Source organism: Variovorax sp. E3 (genome assembly GCF_016082275.1).
Classification (GTDB): domain Bacteria; phylum Pseudomonadota; class Gammaproteobacteria; order Burkholderiales; family Burkholderiaceae_C; genus Variovorax.
In genome coordinates this window covers 1-20,482 of the sequence record NZ_MOWM01000093.1, presented here as the reverse complement: position 1 = coordinate 20,482, position 20,482 = coordinate 1, and the positions used below count along the sequence as shown (strand labels likewise).

General features: G+C 68.4%; 12 protein-coding genes and 5 pseudogenes. 9 read left to right on the top strand and 8 right to left on the bottom strand.

The features are described 5' to 3' along the window. Window positions 1–140: 140 nt before the first annotated feature. Both mgtA and BMG07_RS26190 read left to right on the top strand, forming a co-directional pair. Entirely contained in the window at window positions 141–2,906 is a 2,766-nt protein-coding gene (mgtA, locus tag BMG07_RS26195) for a magnesium-translocating P-type ATPase (protein ID WP_198086990.1), read from the top strand. Between the two features lie 126 nt (window positions 2,907–3,032). Beyond that, the gene (locus BMG07_RS26190; RefSeq protein ID WP_198086989.1) at window positions 3,033–3,749 is read left to right on the top strand and encodes an MgtC/SapB family protein; all 717 of its coding nucleotides are present in this window, start codon (window positions 3,033–3,035) and stop codon (window positions 3,747–3,749) included. Window positions 3,750–3,774: 25 nt separating this feature from the next. Here the strand turns inward: BMG07_RS26190 and BMG07_RS26185 are convergent, their stop codons facing one another. The 4 genes and pseudogenes from BMG07_RS26185 to xdhC form a co-directional block, all read right to left on the bottom strand. Further along, window positions 3,775–5,217, bottom strand: coding sequence for an NAD-dependent succinate-semialdehyde dehydrogenase (locus BMG07_RS26185; protein WP_198086988.1), 1,443 nt, complete (start codon window positions 5,215–5,217; stop codon window positions 3,775–3,777). Between the two features lie 172 nt (window positions 5,218–5,389). Beyond that, a complete protein-coding gene (locus BMG07_RS26180; protein ID WP_198086987.1) occupies window positions 5,390–6,730 on the bottom strand; it encodes a glycerate kinase in 1,341 nt (446 codons plus the stop codon). A gap of 74 nt (window positions 6,731–6,804) precedes the next feature. Further along, window positions 6,805–8,015 (bottom strand): annotated as a pseudogene (locus BMG07_RS26175) (urate hydroxylase PuuD). A 216-nt stretch (window positions 8,016–8,231) separates the two neighbouring features. Then, window positions 8,232–9,041, bottom strand: coding sequence for a xanthine dehydrogenase accessory protein XdhC (gene xdhC, locus BMG07_RS26170; protein WP_198086986.1), 810 nt, complete (start codon window positions 9,039–9,041; stop codon window positions 8,232–8,234). Window positions 9,042–9,097: 56 nt separating this feature from the next. On the opposite strand from xdhC, the gene BMG07_RS26165 reads away from it, so the two are divergent. Continuing rightward, window positions 9,098–9,595 carry a hypothetical protein gene (locus BMG07_RS26165; RefSeq protein WP_198086985.1) on the top strand — a complete coding sequence of 166 codons (498 nt, stop codon included), beginning with the start codon at window positions 9,098–9,100 and terminating at the stop codon, window positions 9,593–9,595. A 137-nt stretch (window positions 9,596–9,732) separates the two neighbouring features. Here BMG07_RS26165 and uraH read toward each other — a convergent pair whose 3' ends face one another. Beyond that, the gene (uraH, locus tag BMG07_RS26160; protein ID WP_139702710.1) at window positions 9,733–10,083 is read right to left on the bottom strand and encodes a hydroxyisourate hydrolase; all 351 of its coding nucleotides are present in this window, start codon (window positions 10,081–10,083) and stop codon (window positions 9,733–9,735) included. A gap of 102 nt (window positions 10,084–10,185) precedes the next feature. Here uraH and BMG07_RS26155 point away from each other — a divergent pair. The 4 genes and pseudogenes from BMG07_RS26155 (at window position 10,186) to BMG07_RS26140 (ending at window position 14,863) form a co-directional block, all read left to right on the top strand. Next, window positions 10,186–10,859, top strand: a pseudogene (locus tag BMG07_RS26155) (GntR family transcriptional regulator). A gap of 7 nt (window positions 10,860–10,866) precedes the next feature. Further along, window positions 10,867–11,818 (top strand): annotated as a pseudogene (gene puuE, locus BMG07_RS26150) (allantoinase PuuE). Between the two features lie 15 nt (window positions 11,819–11,833). After that, window positions 11,834–13,611 (top strand): annotated as a pseudogene (uraD, locus tag BMG07_RS26145) (2-oxo-4-hydroxy-4-carboxy-5-ureidoimidazoline decarboxylase). Between the two features lie 25 nt (window positions 13,612–13,636). Continuing rightward, window positions 13,637–14,863: an ArgE/DapE family deacylase gene (locus BMG07_RS26140; RefSeq protein WP_198086984.1), complete on the top strand. Its 1,227-nt coding sequence runs from the start codon at window positions 13,637–13,639 to the stop codon at window positions 14,861–14,863. Here the strand turns inward: BMG07_RS26140 and BMG07_RS26135 are convergent, their stop codons facing one another. Beyond that, window positions 14,864–16,903, bottom strand: coding sequence for a bifunctional diguanylate cyclase/phosphodiesterase (locus BMG07_RS26135; RefSeq protein WP_198086983.1), 2,040 nt, complete (start codon window positions 16,901–16,903; stop codon window positions 14,864–14,866). Between the two features lie 186 nt (window positions 16,904–17,089). Here BMG07_RS26135 and BMG07_RS26130 point away from each other — a divergent pair. Further along, window positions 17,090–18,776: pseudogene (locus tag BMG07_RS26130) on the top strand (S-layer protein). Between the two features lie 46 nt (window positions 18,777–18,822). Here BMG07_RS26130 and BMG07_RS26125 read toward each other — a convergent pair. Both BMG07_RS26125 and BMG07_RS26120 read right to left on the bottom strand, forming a co-directional pair. Further along, on the bottom strand, window positions 18,823–19,620 hold the full coding sequence (locus tag BMG07_RS26125) for a DJ-1/PfpI family protein (protein ID WP_269759394.1): 798 nt from the start codon (window positions 19,618–19,620) through the stop codon (window positions 18,823–18,825). A gap of 105 nt (window positions 19,621–19,725) precedes the next feature. After that, window positions 19,726–20,103, bottom strand: coding sequence for a DUF2946 family protein (locus BMG07_RS26120; RefSeq protein ID WP_269759393.1), 378 nt, complete (start codon window positions 20,101–20,103; stop codon window positions 19,726–19,728). Between the two features lie 65 nt (window positions 20,104–20,168). On the opposite strand from BMG07_RS26120, the gene BMG07_RS26115 reads away from it, so the two are divergent. Continuing rightward, complete coding sequence (locus tag BMG07_RS26115; protein WP_198086982.1) at window positions 20,169–20,396, top strand: hypothetical protein; 228 nt, start codon at window positions 20,169–20,171, stop codon at window positions 20,394–20,396. Window positions 20,397–20,482: the final 86 nt, after the last annotated feature.

Sequence of the window (20,482 nt, the reverse complement as noted above, 5' to 3'; positions counted from 1 at the left end):
CCCCGTCCGTTGTTCCGATCGATTGCAAGTTTGAGAGTGCAGCGCGCCGTGCTGCGAAGAGACCCGCCACGCCTGGCTGACTGAGGCGCGCGCCTTTCTTTCCTTCACGGCCCGCTGCGCCGCCGTGAAGGAGAGAAAAAATGAAAACCGTCCTGAAGTCCTTTTTCGAGAGCTTCCTGCGCAGCCGCCACATGCTGCATCACTTCGAGCGCTGGCAGACGCTGCTGGGCTCGAAGCCCACGGCCGCCGGCTCGGTCAGCATGCCGGCCGACATCGCCAAGGCCCTGGCCGCCGCATCGCGCACCGATGCCGGCGAGATGCTCGTCAAGCTCCATAGCTCGCCGCGCGGCCTGAGCGAAGGCCATGCGCAGGTGCTGCGCAAGCGCCTGGGCAGCAACGAGGTGCGCCACGAGAAGCCGCTGCCCTGGTGGCAGCACCTGTGGCAGTGCTACCGCAACCCGTTCAACCTGCTGTTGACGGTGCTGGCGCTCATCTCCTACATCACCGACGACATGAAGGCCGCGCTGGTCATCGGCAGCATGGTGGTGCTGTCGACGGTGCTGCGCTTCCTGCAGGAGTCGCGCTCCAACAAGGCGGCCGAGCGGCTCAAGGCGATGGTGAGCAACACCTCCACGGTGCTGCGTCCCGCGCCCGGCCACAAGGCGGGCGCTGCCGGCGACGAAGGCTTCGACGCCACGCACGCCGGCACGGTGCGCGTCGAGGTGCCGATGCGCGACCTCGTGCCCGGCGACGTGATCGCGCTGTCGGCCGGCGACATGATTCCAGCCGACGGCCGCCTGCTCACCGCCAAGGACCTGTTCATCAGCCAGTCGGCGCTGACGGGCGAGGCCATGCCGGTCGAGAAGTTCGTCGCCGATCGCGGCGACCACGACGCCGGCGTGCTCGAGCGCGAGAACCTGCTCTTCATGGGCACCAACGTGATCAGCGGCACGGCCACCGCGCTGATCGTGCACACCGGCGACCGCACCTTCTTTGGCGCCCTCGCCCAACGCGTGACCGCCACCGACCGCAGCACCAGCGCGTTCCAGGCCGGCATCAACCGCGTGAGCTGGGTGCTGATCCGCTTCATGCTGGTGATGGCGCCGCTGGTGCTGGTGATCAACGGCGTGGCCAAGGGCGACTGGTGGGAGGCGGCGCTGTTCGCGCTGTCGATCGCGGTCGGCCTCACGCCCGAGATGCTGCCGATGATCGTGACCGCCACGCTGGCCAAGGGCGCGGTGGTGATGTCGCGCCAGAAAGTGATCGTCAAAAGGCTCGAGGCGATCCACAACTTCGGCGCCATGGACGTGCTGTGCACCGACAAGACCGGCACGCTGACGCAGGACCGCATCGTGCTGGAGCGCCATACCAACGCCTGGGGCGAAGGCTCCGACCACGTGCTGCAGCTCGCCTACCTCAACAGCTTTCACCAGACGGGTCTGAAGAACCTGCTCGACAAGGCGGTGCTGAGCCATGCCGAGATGCAGCTGGAGACGCGCCTGCAGACCGGCTACCGCAAGATCGACGAAGTGCCCTTCGACTTCTCGCGCCGCCGCATGTCGGTGGTGGTGGCCAACGGCGGCAGCGAGCACCTGCTGATCTGCAAGGGTGCGCTGGAAGAGATCCTGTCGGTGTGCACGTCGGTCGAGCGCGGCGCCGAAGTGCTGGCGCTCGATAGCGAGGTGCTCGCGCGCATCCACCGCGTGGCCTCGGAGCTCAACGCGCAGGGGCTGCGCGTGGTGGCCGTGGCGAGCCGCGCACTGAAAGTCGAGGCGCAGAAGCCGGCCTATGGCGTGGCCGACGAGTCGGGGCTCACGCTGCTGGGCTACGTGGCTTTTCTCGATCCGCCGAAGGAGTCGACCGCGCCCGCGCTGCGCGCGCTGGCCGAGCATGGCGTGGCCGTGAAGGTGCTGACCGGCGACAACGAACTGGTGACGCGCAAGGTCTGCGGCGACGTGGGCATCGAGGCCGGCCGCATGGTGCTGGGCCGCGAGATCGAGGACCTGGACGACGCCGACCTGCGCGTGCTGGTCGAGCAGCACCAGGTGTTCGCCAAGCTCACGCCGGCGCACAAGGAGCGCATCGTGCAGGCGCTGCATGCCAACGGGCACGTGGTGGGCTTCATGGGCGACGGCATCAACGACGCGCCAGCGCTGCGCGCGGCGGACATCGGCATTTCGGTGGACGGCGCGGTGGACGTGGCGAAGGAGTCGGCCGACATCATCCTGCTCGAAAAAAGCCTGATGGTGCTGGAGCAAGGCGTGATCGAGGGACGCCGCACGTTCGCGAACATGCTCAAGTACATCAAGATCACGGCGAGCTCGAATTTCGGCAACGTGTTCTCGGTGCTGGTAGCAAGCGCGTTTCTTCCGTTCCTGCCGATGCTGCCGCTGCACCTGCTGGTGCAGAACCTGCTGTACGACGTGTCGCAGATCGCGATTCCGTTCGACAACGTGGACGACGAATTCCTGAAGAACCCGCAGCGCTGGAACCCGGCGGACCTGGGGCGCTTCATGGTGTTCTTCGGGCCGCTGAGCTCGGTGTTCGACATCCTGACGTTCACGGTGCTGTGGTTCGTGTTCGCGGCCAACTCGGTGGACCACCAGACGCTGTTCCAGTCGGGCTGGTTCGTCGAAGGGCTGCTGTCGCAGACGCTGATCGTGCACCTGATCCGCACGCGCAAGATCCCGTTCCTGCAAAGCCGCGCCTCGTGGCCGCTGCTGGCCATGGGGGCGGCGATTGCGGCGGTGGGCATCTGGCTGCCGATGGGGCCGCTGGCGCACTACTTCAAGCTGCAGGCGCTGCCGCTTGCCTACTTTCCCTGGCTGGTGGCGATGCTGGTGGGGTACGCGGTGCTGACGCAGGCGGTGAAGGGGTGGTACGGGCGGCGGTATGGGTGGCAGTGATTTCTTGCGAGTCTCTTTGACACGCATATGACACCTAGGCCCCGCAAACTGCCGGTCGGGACCAGAGGGAAGCCGTGACCCGATTGACCATCGACATCACAACAAACAGAAGAAGGAACACTCTCGATGCAAGCCATTCAAAACTTCAGCCTGCTCTCGCTGCTCAACACCCTCATCTGCGTGACGGCGGCCTTCATCCTCGGCTCGCTGATCGGCCTGGAGCGGCAGATCCGCCAGCGTACGGCGGGCCTGCGCACCAACACGCTGGTGGCAGTGGGCGCGGCCGTGTTCGTCGACCTGGCGAACCGGCTCGACGGCAGCGGGGGCGCGGTGCGGGTGGTGGCCTACGTGGTGTCGGGCATCGGCTTCCTGGGCGCGGGCGCGATCATGAAGGAAGGCGCGAACGTCACGGGGCTCAACACGGCGGCCACGCTGTGGGGCTCGGCGGCGGTGGGCGCGTGCGCGGGCGCGAACCTGCTGGGAGAAGCGCTGATCGCGGCGCTGTTCGTGCTGGCCAGCAACACGCTGCTGCGGCCCGTGGTGAACCGCATCAACCGGCAGCCGATCAGCGAGGAAGCAAGTGAAGCGACGTACGTGGTGCGCGTGATCTGCTCACGCGCGGCGCGGCCCGAGGTGATGGACCAGCTGCTGTTGCTGCTCGAAGCCGCGAACTACCCGGTGCGCGATGTCGACCAGCACCCGTTCGGGCCGGCCGACACCGAGATCGGCGCGACGCTGTATGCGACGGCGGTCGAGCCCGAGGAACTCGACCGTGTCATCGAGGACCTCGAAGCCCTCGAAGGCGTGCAGCAGGCCTTCTGGAATGCCGCCGCCGAAGAGTGATCGGCGCACGGCACCCAACAAAGACTCAAACGCCCAGGATCGAAACCGCCTTGGTGTTCAGGTAGGCCTCGAGCGCTTCCGGACCGCCTTCCGAACCGTAGCCCGAATCCTTGACGCCGCCGAACGGCATTTCCGGCGACGGGGTGGCGGGCTGGTTGATCCACAGCATGCCCAGTTCGAGCTTCTGGCTCAGCAGGTGCGCGCTCTTGATCGACTTGGTGAAGGCATAGCCGGCCAGGCCGAAAGGCAGGCGGTTCGATTCGGCGATCGCTTCTTCGAGCGTGTCGAAGCCGCGGATGGCGGCGATGGGGCCGAAGGGTTCGTTGTTGAACACATCGGCGTCCAGCGGCACGTCGGTCAGCACGGTCGGGGCAAAGAAGTTGCCGGTGTCGCCCACGCGTTCGCCGCCGGCGGCCACGGTGGCGCCCTTCTTGCGCGCGTCTTCCAGCACATGCGCCATGGCCGTGAGGCGGCGGGCGTTGGCCAGCGGGCCGATGGTCGTGCCTTCGGCCAGGCCGTCGCCGAGCTTCAGGCCTTCGGTGTACTTGACCAGCGTGCGCGCGAACTCTTCGCGCAGGCTGTTGTGCACCAGGAAGCGGGTCGGCGAAATGCAGACCTGGCCGGCGTTGCGGAACTTGGCGGCGCCTGCCGCCTTCACGGCCAGCGCCACGTCGGCGTCTTCAGCCACGATCACCGGGGCGTGGCCGCCCAGCTCCATGGTGACGCGCTTCATGTGCGAGCCGGCCAGCGCGGCCAGTTGCTTGCCCACCGGGGTCGAGCCGGTGAAGGTGACCTTGCGGATGATCGGGTGGGCGATCAGGTAGTTCGAGATCTCGGCGGGGTTGCCGAACACCAGGCCGACCACGCCGGGCGGAATGCCCGCGTCGACGAAGGCCTGCAGCAGCGCGGCGGGCGATGCCGGGGTTTCCTCGGGCGCCTTCACCAGGAACGAGCAGCCGGTGGCCAGTGCGGCGCCGAGCTTGCGCACGATCTGGTTGATGGGGAAGTTCCACGGCGTGAACGCGGCGACGGGACCCAGCGGCTCCTTCAGCACGAGCTGCTGCGCGGCCAGGTTGCGCGAGGGCACGATGCGGCCGTACACGCGGCGGCCTTCGTCGGCGAACCACTCGATGATGTCGGCGGCGGCCAGGGTCTCGCCTTTGGCTTCGACCAGCGGCTTGCCCTGCTCTTGCGTCAGCAGCTTGGCGATGTCGCCGGCGCGTTCGCGGATCAGGCCGGCGGCGCGGCGCATGACGGCGGCGCGCTCGTTGGCGGGGGTGTTGCGCCACTTGTCGAAGCCGCGCTGGGCGGCGGCCAGGGCGCGGTCCAGGTCGGCGATGCTGGCGTGCGCCACCTTGCCGATGGCCTTGCCGGTGGCGGGGTTCACGACGTCCAGGGTCTTGCCCCCGGTGGCGTCGACCCATTCGTTGTCGATCAGCAGGCGGGTGTCGGTGTAGGTAGCGGTCATGGCGAGCTTTTCCTTCGAGGACTGGATGATGAAAAGGGGAAATCTGGTGTGTGCGACGCGGCACCCCGAAGGGTGCGCTGGCGACGACGGCAGCCGTGGCTGCCGGGAGGCATAGATTAACCCGAGTTCACGAAGCGCGCCCGCGCCGGGCGAACAGCCCCGCCCGGCCCGCTTACAACACCAGCAGCGCGCGGAAGTCGTTGACGTTGGTGTGCGACGGCCCGGTGATCAGCAGGTCGCCGATGGCGCCGAAGTAGGTGTAGGCGTCATTGCGGTCCATGGAATCCGACAGCTTCAGGCCCTTGGCCAGCGCGCGCGCCAGCGTGTCGGGCGTGACGAAGGTGCCGGCGTTGTCCTCCATGCCGTCGATGCCGTCGGTGTCGCCCGCCAGCGCCCAGACGCCCGGCTGCCCCATGAGCGCACCGGCCAGGCCCATGCAGAACTCGCCGCCGCGCCCGCCCCGGCCCTTGGGCTGGCCCGGTTTGCGGGGGCGGATGGTCACGGTGGTCTCGCCGCCCGAAAGAATGACGCAGGGCCTGGCGAAAGGCTGGCCGTGGAGCGCCACCCCGCGCGCGAGCGCGGCGTGCACCTTGCCGACTTCGCGCGACTCGCCTTCCATTTCGTCGCTGAGGATGTGCGCGTCGAGGCCGGCCGCGCGCACCACCTGGGCCGCGGCTTCCAGCGACTGCTGGGGCGTGGCGATCACATGGGTCTGGTGGCCCGCGAACACCGGGTCGTTCGGCTTGGGCGTTTCGAGCGCACCGCTTTCGAGCTGCGCGCGCACCGGCGCGGGCACGTCGATGGCGTAGCGCTCGAGAATGGCGAGCGCGTCGGCGCAGGTGGTGGCGTCGGGCACCGTGGGGCCGCTGGCAATCACCGCCGGGTCGTCGCCGGGCACGTCGCTGATGGTCAGCGTGACCACGCGCGCCGGCGCGCAGGCCGCGGCCAGCCGGCCGCCCTTGATGCGCGAGAGGTGCTTGCGCACGCAGTTCATCTCGCCGATGCTCGCGCCGCTTTCGAGCAGCTGCGTGTTGATGCGCTGCTTGTCGGCCAGCGTCAGGCCTTCGGCCGGCAGCACCATCAGCGACGAGCCGCCGCCCGAAATCAGGCACAGCACCAGGTCGTCGGCCGTGAGGCCCTGCGTCAGCGCCAGGATGCGCTCGGCCGCCCGCAGGCCCGCCTCGTCAGGCACCGGGTGCGCGGCTTCGACCAGCTCGATGCGCCGGGGCAGCCCTTCGGGACGCGGCGGAATGTGGTCGTAGCGCGTCACGACCAAGCCCGACAGCGGCGCGTCGGCCGGCCACAGGGCTTCGAGCGCCTGCACCATCGAGCCGCCGGCCTTGCCGCAGCCCAGCACCAGCGTGCGGCCCTTGGGCGGCGGCGGCAGGTGGGGGCCGAGCGTGGACAGCGGCAGCGCGCGGTCGACCGCCACGCGGTAGAGATGTTCGAGAAACGCGCGCGGGTCTTGGCGCGGATCGGGGGCGGGGGCCAGGGACGGGTTCGATGCGGTCATTGCTGTTTGTCTCCAATCCGGCAATTGTGCTGCGGACCAGGCCCCGCCCCTCGCCGGTCAACTTTTCAAAATGCCTAGTTGGTCTTGGCGCCGGCCTGGAACCAGCGGCTGATGAGGGCCCGCTCTTCGTCGGTGATGCCGGTGGCGTTGTTCATCGGCATGATCTTGGTGACCACCACCTGCTGGTAGATCGCCTGCGCATGCGCGGCCACCTGCTCGGGCGAATCGACGCGCACGTTCTTCATCTGCACGGCCGGGCCGTGGCACATGAAGCAGCGCTGCTCCAGCACCTTCTGCACGTCGGAGAACGGCACGGCGGGCGCGCCGCGGCGGCCGCCACCGTGGGCGCGGCCACGGGCTCGGGCTTCATCCAGACGATGGTCAGGCCCAGCACCACGATGCCGACCATGGCATACGGCAGCGGGTTGCCGGCGTTGCCCAGCTTGAAGCGGTGGCGCACCACGAAGAATTGCCGAATCGCCGCGCCGCCCAGCATGATGAGCAGCAGCACGATCCAGTTGTACTTGTGCGTGTAGGTGAAGCTGTAGTGGTTGCTCAGCATCGCGAACAGCACCGGCAGCGTGAAATAGGTGTTGTGCACGCTGCGCTGCTTGCCGCGCTGGCCGTGCACCGGGTCGACCGGCCTGCCTTCGCGCAGCGCCGCCACGTTCTTGCGCTGGCCGGGAATGATCCAGAAGAACACGTTGCCGCTCATGGTCGTGGCCATCATGGCGCCCACCAGCAGGAAGGCCGCGCGGCCCGCGAACCAGTGGCACGCCAGCCAGGTCGCGAAGGCGATGAAGACGGCGATCAGCACGCCCACGATGGTGTCGCCGTGCTTGCGGCGCCCGAAGATCTGGCAGATGCCGTCGTAGACCATCCAGAACACGACGAAGAAGGCCAGCGCCACGGCAATGGCGGCACCGGGCTGCCAGTCCATCTTGGACTTGTCGATGAGGTAGGTGCTCGCGTTCCACAGGTACGACATGGTGAACAGCGAGAAACCCGTGATCCAGGTGCTGTAGCTCTCCCAGTACGACCAGTGCAGGTGGTCCGGCAGCTTCTTGGGCGCCAGCGCGTACTTCTGCATGTTGTAGAAGCCGCCGCCGTGCACGGCCCACTGCTCCCCGCCCACGCCCTTGTCCAGGGACTCGGGGTCTTGCGGCTTCTCGAGGCTGTTGTCCAGCATCACGAAGTAGAAGGAGGCGCCGATCCATGCGATGGCGGTGATGACGTGGACCCAGCGCAGCAGCAGGTTGGCCCAGTCGAGGTAGTAGCTTTCCATGTGCTCTCTCTCAACCCAGTCGCGCGTGGGGGCGCCGAGAAGGGGTTTCAGCCTGCTCACCACCGCGGGCGCTGTAAGCAGAGAAAGTGCCGCGAACGCAGGCTCCATGGGGAAATGGGCCTCGCTCCGCTGCGGCTTGTTGTGGACCGAAAGTGTATACAGTTTTGGCAAGGGGCGGGATGGTTTTTTAGCGCGTCACCGCCGGGAAAACCCTGTTCAGCCCAGCGATTGCAACAACTGTGCCGCCACCGCCACGGCGATCACCTCGGGCTCCTTGCCGGTGATGCCGGGCACGCCGATCGGGCAGGTGATGCGGGCCAGCTCGTCGGGCGTGAAGCCGCGCGCCTCGAGCCGGTGGCTGAAGGTGGCCCACTTGGTCTTGCTGCCGATCAGGCCGATGTACGGCAGGTCGTTGCGCTCGCGCAGGCGCTTGAGGCAGGCAATGACGATGTCCAGGTCTTCGGCGTGGCTGAAGCTCATGATGAGCACGCGGCTGCCCGGCGCGAGCGCGGCCACGGCGTCCTGCACGGGCTCGGAATGCTCGGTGTCGATCTGCGCGGGAAGTTCGTCCGGGAACACGCCGTCGCGGCTGTCGATCCAGCGCACGCCGAAGGGCAGCGCGGCCAGCAGGCGCGCAAGCGCGGCGCCCACGTGGCCGCCGCCGAACAGCGCCACCGGCTTGAGCTGTGCCACCAGTTCGCGCTGCAGCGCCGGCGCATCGGCCGCCGTGATGCGCTGGTAGGACAGGAACATCACCCCGCCGCAGCACTGCCCCAGGCTCGGCCCGAGCGGGTAGCGCTGGATGCCGTCGAAAGGCGCGCGCGTGCCGGCCAGCAGCTCGCGCGATTCCTTCGTGGCCTGGAACTCGAGCTGCCCGCCACCGATGGTGGCCGTGAGCCCGTCGGCCCACACGGCCATCCAGGTGCCGGCCTCGCGCGGCGCCGAGCCCTGCGTGGACTCCACGCGCACCAGCACGCCGTCTTCGCTTCGAAGACGTGCCAGCAGTTGGTCGACCGCGCCGCTCATCGTGCTCGATACCTTCGGTTGCCCGGCCCATGAAGACTCACGGTATAAACCCGGCGATGAATCGCCAGCTTACGCCCCGACGCCTTGCCCTTGCAGCCTCTGTTCTTTCGGCCCTGTGGCTCGCCGGCTGCGGCTCCACCGGATCGGTGCCCGGCCAGTTGAGCGGGGCCAGCGGCGACGTCGGCGCCGGCCCGGTGCCGCGCGCATCGAGTGCGTCCACCGCGCGCGACTACCGCCGCGACGCCGCGCGCCACATCTACGAGACCAACCGCTCGCGCATCTACAAGGGCCAGCTGCCCCCGGTGCTCTATGCCGTCGGCACGCTCGAGGTGAACCTCGACACCGGCGGCAAGGTGCGCTCGATGCGCTGGCTGCGCGCGCCCAAGCACGCGCCCGAGGTCATCGCCGAGATCGAGCGCACGGTGCTCAAGGCCTCGCCCTTCCCGCCCGCCAGCCGCCTGGGCACCGTCACGTGGACGGACACCTGGCTGTGGGACGAAAGCGGAAGGTTCCAACTCGACACCCTGACAGAAGGCCAGCAACAAGGGGACTAGGCTCCCCCCCAGTCTTCGCACACTTCGTGTCGCTTCGCCAACCCCCTTGCAGGGGGCAACACCAGCGGCCCGGCAAAGCCGGTTCCGCGGTGTTCCACGAAAAGACGACACCGACTGCATAGGAACAACGCCGGAGATCAAGAGCCGCGGTACGTGGAGTAGCTCCACGGGCTCACGAGCAGCGGCACGTGGTAGTGCTGGTCGGTGTGCGCCACGCCGAAGTCCAGCGCCACCTTGTTCAGGAAGTTCGGCTCCGGCAGCGTCACGCCGCGCGCCTTGAAGTAGCCCGCCACGTCGAACACCAGCCGGTAGGTGCCGACCTTCAGCGAGTTGTTGTCGTACAGCGGGCCGTCGCTGCGGCCGTCCGAATTCAGCGTGAAGCGTTTCACCAGCGTCGCGGCGTCGCCGTCGGTGGTGTACAGCGCCACCTCCATGCCCGCGGCGGGGCCGCCGTGCATCGTGTCCAGTACGTGAGTGCTCAGGCCCATGGGGCGCTCCTTGAAAGTTCGAATCGCTCGGATCGGGTCGATCCGAGGGGCGGGATATTCCGGTGGACAAAAGTGTATACAGTTCACGGCTTTGGGTCTATCATGAAAAACATGGAGTCCTCCACCACCCGTTCGATCGTCGATGCCCTCACGAAGGCCATCGTCGAGCACCGGCTTCAGCCCGGCACCAAGCTGGCCGAGCAGAAGCTGGCCGACCACTTCGGCGTCTCGCGCACGCTGGTGCGCCAGGCGCTGTTCCAGCTCTCGCAGAACAAGCTCATCCGCCTGGAGCCCGCGCGCGGCGCCTTCGTGGCCGCGCCCGCCGTCGACGAGGCCAAGCAGGTGTTCGCCGTGCGCCGCATGCTCGAGGCCGAGATGACGCGCGAGTTCGTGCGCACCGTCACGCCGGCCAAGATCAAGGCGCTGAAGGAGCACGTGGCGCTCGAAAAATCCGCCGTGTCGGGCGAAGACATCTCGGGCCGCACCGAGCTGCTGGGCGACTTCCACGTGCGCATGGCCGAGCTCATGGGCAACCAGGTGCTGGCGCAGATCCTGGGCGAGCTCATCTCGCGCTGCGCCCTCATCACGCTGATGTACCAGAGCACCAGCGCGGCCGAGCACTCCAACGACGAGCACGCCGACATCGTGAAGGCGCTGGCCGCGCGCGACGAAGAGCGCGCCGTGCGCCTCATGACCGAACACCTCGAGCACGTCGAGGCCAACCTCACGTTCGACCGCAAGGTCCGACCAACGACATTGCCCTGGCGCTGTCCTGAAAAGCCTATGACCGTCTACGACACCACCCTGCTCTACCCTCGCGACCTGGCCGGCTACGGCCGCAACCCGCCCCATGCCCAATGCCCGGCGCGCGCGCGTCGCGGTGCAGTTCGTGCTGAACTATGAAGAAGGCGGCGAGAACGCCACGCTGCACGGCGACGCGGGCTCCGAGCAGTTTCTTTCCGAGATGTTCAACCCGGCGAGCTTCCCCGACCGGCACATCAGCATGGAAGGCATCTACGAGTACGGCTCGCGCGCCGGCGTGTGGCGCATCCTGCGCGAGTTCGAAAAGCGCGGCCTGCCGCTCACCGTGTTCGGCGTGGGCATGGCGCTGCAGCGCTACCCCGAGCTCACGGCCGCCTTCAAGGAACTGGGCCACGAAATCGCCTGCCACGGCTGGCGCTGGATTCACTACCAGAACATCGACGAAGCCACCGAGCGCGAGCACATGCGCCTGGGCATGGAAGCCATCGAGAAGCTCACCGGCGAGCGCGCCGTGGGCTGGTACACCGGCCGCGACAGCCCGCGCACGCGCCGCCTCGTGGCCGACTACGGCGGCTTCGAATACGACAGCGACTACTACGGCGACGACCTGCCCTTCTGGATGAAGGTGCAAAAGACCGACGGCACCACCGTGCCACAGCTCATCGTGCCCTACACGCTCGACGTCAACGACATGCGCTTTGCGCTGCCGCAGGGCTACTCGCACGCCGACCCGTTCTTCCAGTACATGAAGGACACCTTCGACGCGCTGTACGCCGAAGGCGATGCGTCCGGCGACAACAGCCCGAAGATGATGAGCATCGGCATGCACTGCCGCCTGCTCGGACGGCCCGGCCGCATCACCGCGCTGCAACGCTTTCTCGATCACATCGCCAAGCACGACAAGGTCTGGGTCTGCCGCCGTGTCGACATCGCGCGCCACTGGAAGCAGGCGCACCCCTATGCACCCATCTGACGCCGGAGCCGCAGCATGAGCCTCACCCTTGCCCAACTCAACGCGGCCGTGCCGGCCGAAGCCGTCGCGCTGCTCGACGGCGTCTACGAGCACTCGCCGTGGATCGCGCAACGCGCCCTCCCCGCGCGCCCCTTTCGCACGCTCGCGCACCTGAAGCACGCGCTGGTGAAAGCGCTGGCCGCCTCGTCGGCCGACGAACAGATCGGCCTGATCCGCGCCCACCCGGAGCTTGCCGGCAAGGCCATGGTCAGCAAGACGCTGACGGCCGAGTCGACCAACGAGCAGAGCAAGGCCGGCCTGACCGACTGCACGCCCGAAGAGTTCGCCCGGATCCAGCAGCTCAACGCCGACTACAACGCGAAGTTCGGCTTCCCGTTCATCCTGGCCGTGCGCGGCCCGCGCGGCACGGGGCTGGCCAAGCGCGAGATCATCGACACCTTTGCGCGCCGGCTGCACAACCACCCGAGCTTCGAGCTGGGCGAGGCGCTGCGCAACATCCACCGCATTGCAGAGATCCGCCTGAACGACAAGTTCGCCGCCGACATCACGCTCGGCAACGACGTGTGGGACTGGCAGGAAGAGCTCTCGGTGCACACCGACCCGGCTACGCCGAGAAGGGCCAGCTCACCGTCACCTACCTGACCGACGCGCACCGCGCCTGCGCCGCGCGGATCAGCGCGCTGATGCGCGATGTGGGCTTCGACTCGGTGCACATCGACGCGGTGGGCAACGTGGTGGGCCGCTACGAAGGCGCCACGCCCGACGCGAAGACGCTGCTCACCGGCTCGCACTACGACACCGTGCGCAACGGCGGCAAGTACGACGGACGCCTGGGCATCTTCGTGCCGATCGCCTGCGTGCGCGAACTCAAGCGCCAGAACCGCCGCCTGCCCTTCGCGTTCGAGGTCGTGGGCTTCGCCGAAGAAGAAGGCCAGCGCTACAAGGCGACCTTCCTGGGCTCGGGCGCGCTCATCGGCCACTTCGATGCGCGCTGGCTCGACCAGAAGGACGCCGACGGCATCACCATGCGCGAGGCCATGCAGCACGCGGGGCTCAACGAAGCCGACATCCCGAAGATCCAGCGCGACCCGGCCCGCTACCTCGGCTTCGTCGAAGTGCACATCGAGCAGGGCCCGGTGCTCACCGAGCTCGACCTGCCGCTGGGCATCGTCACTTCCATCAACGGCAGCGTGCGCTACGTGGGCGAAGTGATCGGCATGGCCAGCCACGCCGGCACCACGCCCATGGACCGCCGGCGCGATGCCGCCGCCGCCGTGGCCGAACTCATCCTGTACACCGAGCAGCGCGCCGCCAAGGACGGCGACTCCGTCGGCACCGTGGGCATGCTCGAAGTGCCCAGCGGCTCGATCAACGTGGTGCCCGGCCGCTGCAAGTTCAGCCTCGACCTGCGCGCGCCCAACAACGCGCAGCGCGATGCGCTGGCCACCGACGTGGTCAACGCGCTGAAGGACATCTGCGAGCGCCGCGGCGTGCGCTACGAACTCGAAGAGACGATGCGCGCCGCCGCCGCGCCCAGCGCGCCGGCCTGGCAGCAGCGCTGGGAGAAGGCGGTCGATGCCCTGGGCATTCCGCTTTTCCGCATGCCCAGCGGCGCCGGCCACGATGCGATGAAGCTGCACGAAGTGATGCCGCAGGCCATGCTCTTCGTGCGCGGCATCAACTCGGGCATCAGCCACAACCCGCTCGAATCGAGCACCAACGACGACATCCAGCTCTCGGTGCGGGCCTTCCAGCTGCTGCTGGACAACCTCGCCGCCGAACAAGCCCACTGACATTCAGATTCACAGAAGAACAACCATGACCGACTACGCAAAGCTCGACGCCTGGATCGACGCCCACTTCGACGAGGAAGTGAAATTCCTGCAGCAACTGGTGCAGGTGCCCACCGACACGCCGCCCGGCAACAACGCGCCGCACGCCGAGCGCACCGCCGAGCTGCTGAAGGACTTCGGCCTCGACGCCGAGAAGCACGCCGTGCCCGCGCAAGAGGTGAAGGACTACGGCCTCGAGTCGATCACCAACCTGATCGTGCGCCGCAAGTACGGCAACGAAGGCCGCACCGTGGCCCTCAATGCCCACGGCGACGTGGTGCCCCCCGGCGAAGGCTGGACGCACGACCCGTACGGCGGCGAAATCGCGGACGGCAGCCTCTACGGCCGCGCCGCCGCCGTGAGCAAGAGCGACTTCGCCAGCTTCACCTTCGCGCTGCGCGCGCTCGAAGCGGTCGCCAAGCCGACCAAGGGCAGCGTCGAGCTGCACTTCACCTACGACGAAGAGTTCGGCGGCATCCTCGGCCCGGGCTGGCTGCTCGACAAGGGGCTGACCAAGCCCGACCTGATGATCGCAGCCGGCTTCAGCTACGAAGTGGTCACCGCCCACAACGGCTGCCTGCAGATGGAAGTGACCGTGCACGGCAAGATGGCCCACGCCGCCGTGCCCGCCACCGGCATCGACGCACTGCAGGGCGCCACCAAGATCCTCAACGCGCTGTACGCGCAGAACACGCTCTACCAGCAGGTGACGTCGAAGGTCGAGGGCATCACGCACCCGTACCTGAACATCGGCCGCATCGAAGGCGGCACCAACACCAACGTCGTGCCCGGCAAGGTCGTGTTCAAGCTCGACCGCCGCATGATCCCCGAAGAAAACCCGGTCGAGGTCGAGGCCTCGATCCGCAAGGTGATCGCCGATGCCGCCGCCGAGAGCGCGGGCATCACGGTCGACATCAAGCGCCTGCTGCTGGCCAATTCGATGAAGCCGCTGGCCGGCAACAAGCCGCTGGTCGACGCGATCCAGAAGCACGGGCAGGACGTGTTCGGCGAGCCCGTCAAGGCCATGGGCACGCCGCTGTACACCGACGTGCGCCTGTATGTCGAAGCCGGCATTCCCGGCGTGATCTACGGCGCCGGTCCGCGCACGGTGCTGGAGTCGCACGCCAAGCGCAGCGACGAGCGCGTGGTGCTGGAAGACCTGCGCCGCGCCACCAAGGTGATCGCGCGCACGCTCAGCGACCTGCTGGCCTGATCAGGCGCGGCCGGCAACGACGGCGGCCGTGGGCGCGACCCGCGCCGCCGCCCACGCCATCACGTCGCGCAGCGGTGCCGGGCGGGCCAGGTGGTAGCCCTGCACCAGCTTGCAGCCCAGCGCGCGCAGGGCGTCGAGTTCGTCCTGCGTTTCCACGCCCTCGGCCACGACCTGGATGTTCAGCGAGCGCCCGAGCTGGACGATGGAATCGACCAGCACCACGTTGCCCGGCGAGGCCGCCAGCCCGAGGATGAAGCTGCGGTCGATCTTGACCTGCCGCACGTACTCGCTGCGCAGCGACGCCAGCGACGAATAGCCCACCCCGAAGTCGTCCACCACGATCGCGATGCCCGCTGCCGACAGTGCGCTCAGCCGGCTGCGCGTGGCATGGGTGTCGAGCGCGACTTCTTCCGTGATTTCCATCTGCAGCCGGCTGGGCGCGATGCCGCGCGTCTTCAGCATGCCCAGCACGATGTCGTCGACCGCCAGTTGCGCCATCTCGCGCGGCGACACGTTCACGGCAATCGGCACGCCCGCCAGCACCGAGCCCGCGGCTTCCAGCTGGCGCATCGCCAGGCAGACCTCGTCGACCAGGTGGCGCAGGAGCGGCTCGGCCACGCCGGTGTTCGCGGCCGCAAAAATGACTTCTTCAGGGGCGATGTGGCCGTGGCGCGGGTGGTGCCAGCGCATCAGCGCTTCCAGGCTGTGGATGTGGCCGCTGTCGGCGCTCACGATCGGCTGGTACCACACGCCGATCGCGCGTGCCTCGATGGCGTGCAGCAGGTCGCGCTCCACGTCGCGGCGCGTGGCCAGCCGCAGGTTGAGCGCGGCGTCGAAGAACTGGTAGCGGTTGCGCCCCGTGCGCTTGGCTTCGTAGAGCGCCTCGTCGGCAAAGCTGATCATGTCGGCGATGTCCGCGTTGTCGGACACCGAAATGCCGATGCTCACGCCCAGGTGGCCGCCGTAGTGCGCGGTGGCGAAAGAGATCGAGCGGATCAGCGCCTGTGCAATGGCGGCCGGCGCCTCGCGCCCGCCCTGCAGGCTGTAGAGCACCGCGAACTCGTCGCCGCCCCAGCGGCTGAGCACCGCGCGCAGGTCGGTGAGCTCGCGCTGCAGCCAGCCGGCCACGTCCTGCAGCACGCGGTCGCCGACCTTGTGGCCGAAGGCGTCGTTGACCGCCTTGAAGCCGTCCAGGTCGAGCAGCAGCAGGCACTGCTGGCGGCCGGCGGGCGACGCGATGTGCAGCGTTGCCGCTTCGGTGAAGCCTTCGCGGTTGAGCAGGCCCGTGAGCGAATCGTGCGAGGCCCGGAACGACAGCTGCTGCGTCGCCTCCAGTGACAGCGCATGCACCTGGCGCAACTGCGCGGCCATGGCGGTGGCCTCGTTGCGCAGCCGGCTGCCCTCGCGAAAAGACCGTTCGCTGTGCAGCGCGCTGCGCACCAGCGCCCCGAGGTACAGCAGCACCATCGCGGCCAGGCTCAGGTTGTCGAAGCCGCCCGCGTACGCCAGGCAGCCCACCACCGACAGCAGCGCCGGCGTGATGAAGCTGATCGGCACGAACGCGAAGGCGGTGCCGTAGGTGACCGAGCCCGCGCAAATGCCGCACACCACGGTCAGGTAGAACACCGCCTGCGGGGACGAGTAGCCGTTGCACAGCAGCGGGATCAGCGCCCAGACGCCGCCCGAGGCCGCGGCCAGCACCGCCGCCAGCCGCAGGTGCCATTCGACCGACCGGCCCTTGGGCGAGGTCGCGATGTTGCTGTCGAGCACCACGCCGCGCATCGGCGCGAAGGCCCAGCGGCAGGCGTAGCTGCGCAGGCCGTTCACCACGAGCGACAGCATCAGCCAGCACAACCCGTCGAATGCGCGGCCCGAGTTCAGCGCCACCAGCGTGGCCGTGAAGCTCAGCACGATGTTGATCGGAATGGCCGCGAGCACGCTGCGGCGAATCACCACCAGCTGGTCGGTGCGCACCATGCGCGAGAGCACCTCACCATCGACGGAAGCAGTGAGCGTGGGGGTGGGCGCGACGGAATTCATGGGAGAGGCCGAGTTTATAGAGCACGCACGGTCGTGCGCCGGCCGATGGCCCTGTTCCGGCGAATTTCGGATGCGCGAAGAGTTAACTTTCGTTTCCCTTTCATCGCGGCGTCATGACGGGATTCGAGACTCGGCAGCCCTCTTCGGCGCGCGCGTTTCACGCGCCCGTCATTTTTCCCGAACGCCATGTCCTCCTATTTCTCGACTGTTCCTCCCTTTCGCCGCACGCTCTTTTCCACCCTCGCGCTCGGCACGCTGATGCTGGCCGGCTGCGGCGGCAGCTCCGACAGCCCGGGCTTCCTGCCCCTGCCGCCGCCGCCGGTGGCCGTGGCGCCCGCGCCGCCCGCTCCCGCGCCGGTGCCGGGCCCCACGGCCCGCTGGACCATCGGCGACCTGCACATCCACACCATGCAGTCGGACGACACCCAGCAGATCTCCACGCTCGACCAGGTGCTGGCCCTGGCCTTCGACCGCTTCGGGCTCGACTGGGCTGCGCTGTCCGACCACCTGCGCCCCAGCAAATACGACAACAACGGCAACGAGATCGCTCCGGGCCCCATTCCGCTGTCGCTGGGCCTGGCGAAATACCAGGTGCCGCGCATCAAGGCGCTGCAGGCCAGCGGCAAGTACGCCGACAAGACGATCTTCTCGTCCTTCGAATGGGACATGCCCTCGCACGACCACGGCAACGTCGGCCTGCTGACCGACGACCCGATGTCGGCCTCGGCGCTGAAGGCCGCGAACCGGTTCGAATACCTCTTCACCAACCGGGCGGCCTCGGACTTCGCGCCCGAAGACGTCGCGGCCTGGGGCCCGAAGGCCGGCACCGGCTACAACACGCACGCCGAGACGATGGCGGCCATCGCCTGGCTCAAGAAGAACTACCCCGACACCAGCTACCTGCAGATCAACCACCCCTCGCGCAACCCGGGCTCGTACACCATCGACCAGCTGCGCGAGATGAACGACCTCGCGCCGAACATCGTGTTCTCGCTCGAAGGCATGGTCGGCAACCAGATGGAGCCGGACCGTGGCGGCTACGCCAAGGGCACCGCCGACCCGAGCACCAACCCGCTTCGCACCCACGGCGGCGTCGACTACCTCGTCGCCAAGCTCGGCGGCACCTGGGACGCGCTGCTGTCCGAAGGCCGCCACATCTGGAACGTGGCCGACTCCGACTACCACTTCACCACCTCCAAGGGCCTGTACAGCAGCGGCTACGCACCGGGCGAGTACGCCAAGAACCACCTGTGGGGCGACATCAAGGACCCGAAGTCGCTGCTCGCGGCCATGCGCTCGGGCAAGCTCTTCGCGGTGAACGGCGACCTCATCAACGCGCTCGACTTCAAGGTGCAAGGCGCCAAGGGCGCGGGCGAGATGGGCGCCGACGTGGCGGCCAAGACCGGTGAAGACCTGACGATCACCATCCGCTTCAAGAGCCCCGAGCGCAACAACTTCGAGTACCAGCTGGGCAGCGGCGTGTTCGCCAACGTGAAGCCGGTGGTCGACCACATCGACCTGATCGCCGGCGACGTGACGGGCCTGGAGAAGCCGGGCACGCCGGGCTACTCGCGCGCCACCAACCCGTCGACCCGCGTGGTCAAGCGCTTCACGCGCAACGACTGGAAGCTGGACGCGACGGCTACTTCGCAGTGAGCTACACGGTGAAGGCCGGCGGCAACCAGTACTTCCGCCTGCGCGGCACCAACCTGGGCACCGACGTGCCCAACGAAACGGCGGCGGGCGAGCCGCTGCCCGACGTGAAGACCGACGTGGTCGACAACATCGCGCGCTTCAACGCCATCACGCGCGCAACTACGCCGACCTGTGGTTCTATTCGAACCCGGTGTTCGTGAAGGTCGCGGCGCTGTAAGCCGCCCGCGCCGCCGGCGTCCGGCGCGCGGGTTGCCCGGCGTCGTTCAGCCAGCCCAACGCTGGCGCGCCATCTCCGCCGCCCGCCGCGCGGCGGAGATCGCGGGCGCACGGCTTTCGAGCACGCGCTTCGTCAGCGCCTCGCCCGCCAGCTCGGGCGTGCCTGCCGCAAAGGGCGGCATCGGGGCGTAGCCAAAGGCCAGTTCCTGCGTGCGCGCCTTGTCGTCGCCGCGCAGCATCGCCGACATCGTGAGTGCCATGTCGATGCCCGCGGTCACCGCGCCGCCTGTCACCCGGTTGCGATCGATCACCACCCGATCGGCCGAAGGCTCGGCATCGAAGACGGGAAGAATGTCCTGCACGTACCAGTGGGCCGTGGCGCGGTAGCCGCGCAGCAGCCCCGCCGCGCCCAGCAGCAGCACGCCGGTGCACACGCCCGTGACCCAGCGCGCCGAGGCGCCGCGCTCGCGCAGGAAGCGCAGCGTTTCTTCGTCCTGCAGCAAGGCGGTGGTGCCCTTCAGGCCGCCGGGCACGAAGAGGATGTCGGGCGCCTTCGGCGCATCGGCGAAGGTCATGCCCGGCACGAGCTTGAGCCCGCTGTCGGTGGTGACCGGCGACAGGTCTTTCCAGACCATGTGCGTGTCGACGTCGCCCATGGTCGCGAAGACCAGTTGCGGCCCGACCAGGTCCAGCGCGGTCATGTCGGGGTGGACGAGCATCAGCACCTGCAGCCGTTTGGATGCAGGTGCGGCGCCGGCCTGCGGGGTCTGCGCGAAGGCGTCGGCGAGCGATGCGCCGCCGAGGGCGGCCAGGGTGGCCAGTGCGTGGCGTCGTGTGGATGGCATGAAGGAACCTCTTCTGACTGTGTTTGGAACGTCGACGCGGCCACGGCGTGGCCGCGTGAAGACGCCCGCGTGCCGACCGGCACGCGGGCCATTCGAAAGACCGGATCAGAAGAAGAAAGGAGGCCCGCGCGCGGGCAAGGGCGCGGAGGCCAAGGCCACGACAGGGCCGGGCGGCAGAGGCCGCGGCGCCAGGGCCTGCGGCTGCCCCACCGGCAGGTCGACAACCGGCGTGACGGGCGGCGCGCCGACCATCGCGCACAGCGGGCAGTCCATGTGGCCGGCGCCCATCTCCTGCGCGCCGTCTTCCGTGTGGACGACGGCCTTGACCGCCCCGCTGCTCGAACAGACCAGCTCCATCGTCTGCGGATGCACGACCGGCGAGGCGATGGCCGCGCCGATGGAAAGCGCGAACCACAGCAGGAACCACCGGGCGATGTGCGCGGGGTTCGGGCGGTAGAGCGCGCGCGGCGTCCGGTGCGACAAGCCTTGAACCCTTGCTACCCCTGCAGGCCCACGCGGATCTGCCGGCGCATTTCGTCCGCCAGCGGATGCAGGAGCTCGGCCTTGCGCTCGCCGACGACCCCGTAGCCCAGCCCTTCGTCGGCCCAGGCGTAGCGGCGTGCGGCCCGTCGATCTGCCTCATCGTCGGCGTGTTCCTGTCGACCGCCATCGGGCGCACGGTCAGCGCGAGCCGCGTGCCGCTGGCATCGTCGTACATGAAGAGGCCGGCGGGTCCGTGCTCGGTCATGACGAGGCGCCCGCCGATGAAGTTGTAGCCCGCGGCCGCGAGGTCCGGCACGGCGACCTTGCGCCCGAGCCGTTCGGAGACCCAGCCGACCAGCTCGGCGCGCTGCGACGGCCC

Excerpts from the sequence above, each read along its gene's own strand:
- mgtA (WP_198086990.1), top strand. The coding sequence starts at position 141 with ATGAAAACCGTCCTGAAGTCCTTTTTCGAGAGCTTCCTGCGCAGCCGC.
- BMG07_RS26190 (WP_198086989.1), top strand. The coding sequence starts at position 3,033 with ATGCAAGCCATTCAAAACTTCAGCCTGCTCTCGCTGCTCAACACCCTC.
- BMG07_RS26185 (WP_198086988.1), bottom strand. The coding sequence starts at position 5,217 with ATGACCGCTACCTACACCGACACCCGCCTGCTGATCGACAACGAATGG.
- BMG07_RS26180 (WP_198086987.1), bottom strand. The coding sequence starts at position 6,730 with ATGACCGCATCGAACCCGTCCCTGGCCCCCGCCCCCGATCCGCGCCAA.
- xdhC (WP_198086986.1), bottom strand. The coding sequence starts at position 9,041 with ATGAGCGGCGCGGTCGACCAACTGCTGGCACGTCTTCGAAGCGAAGAC.
- BMG07_RS26165 (WP_198086985.1), top strand. The coding sequence starts at position 9,098 with ATGAATCGCCAGCTTACGCCCCGACGCCTTGCCCTTGCAGCCTCTGTT.
- uraH (WP_139702710.1), bottom strand. The coding sequence starts at position 10,083 with ATGGGCCTGAGCACTCACGTACTGGACACGATGCACGGCGGCCCCGCC.
- BMG07_RS26140 (WP_198086984.1), top strand. The coding sequence starts at position 13,637 with ATGACCGACTACGCAAAGCTCGACGCCTGGATCGACGCCCACTTCGAC.
- BMG07_RS26135 (WP_198086983.1), bottom strand. The coding sequence starts at position 16,903 with ATGAATTCCGTCGCGCCCACCCCCACGCTCACTGCTTCCGTCGATGGT.
- BMG07_RS26125 (WP_269759394.1), bottom strand. The coding sequence starts at position 19,620 with ATGCCATCCACACGACGCCACGCACTGGCCACCCTGGCCGCCCTCGGC.
- BMG07_RS26115 (WP_198086982.1), top strand. The coding sequence starts at position 20,169 with ATGCAGGAGCTCGGCCTTGCGCTCGCCGACGACCCCGTAGCCCAGCCC.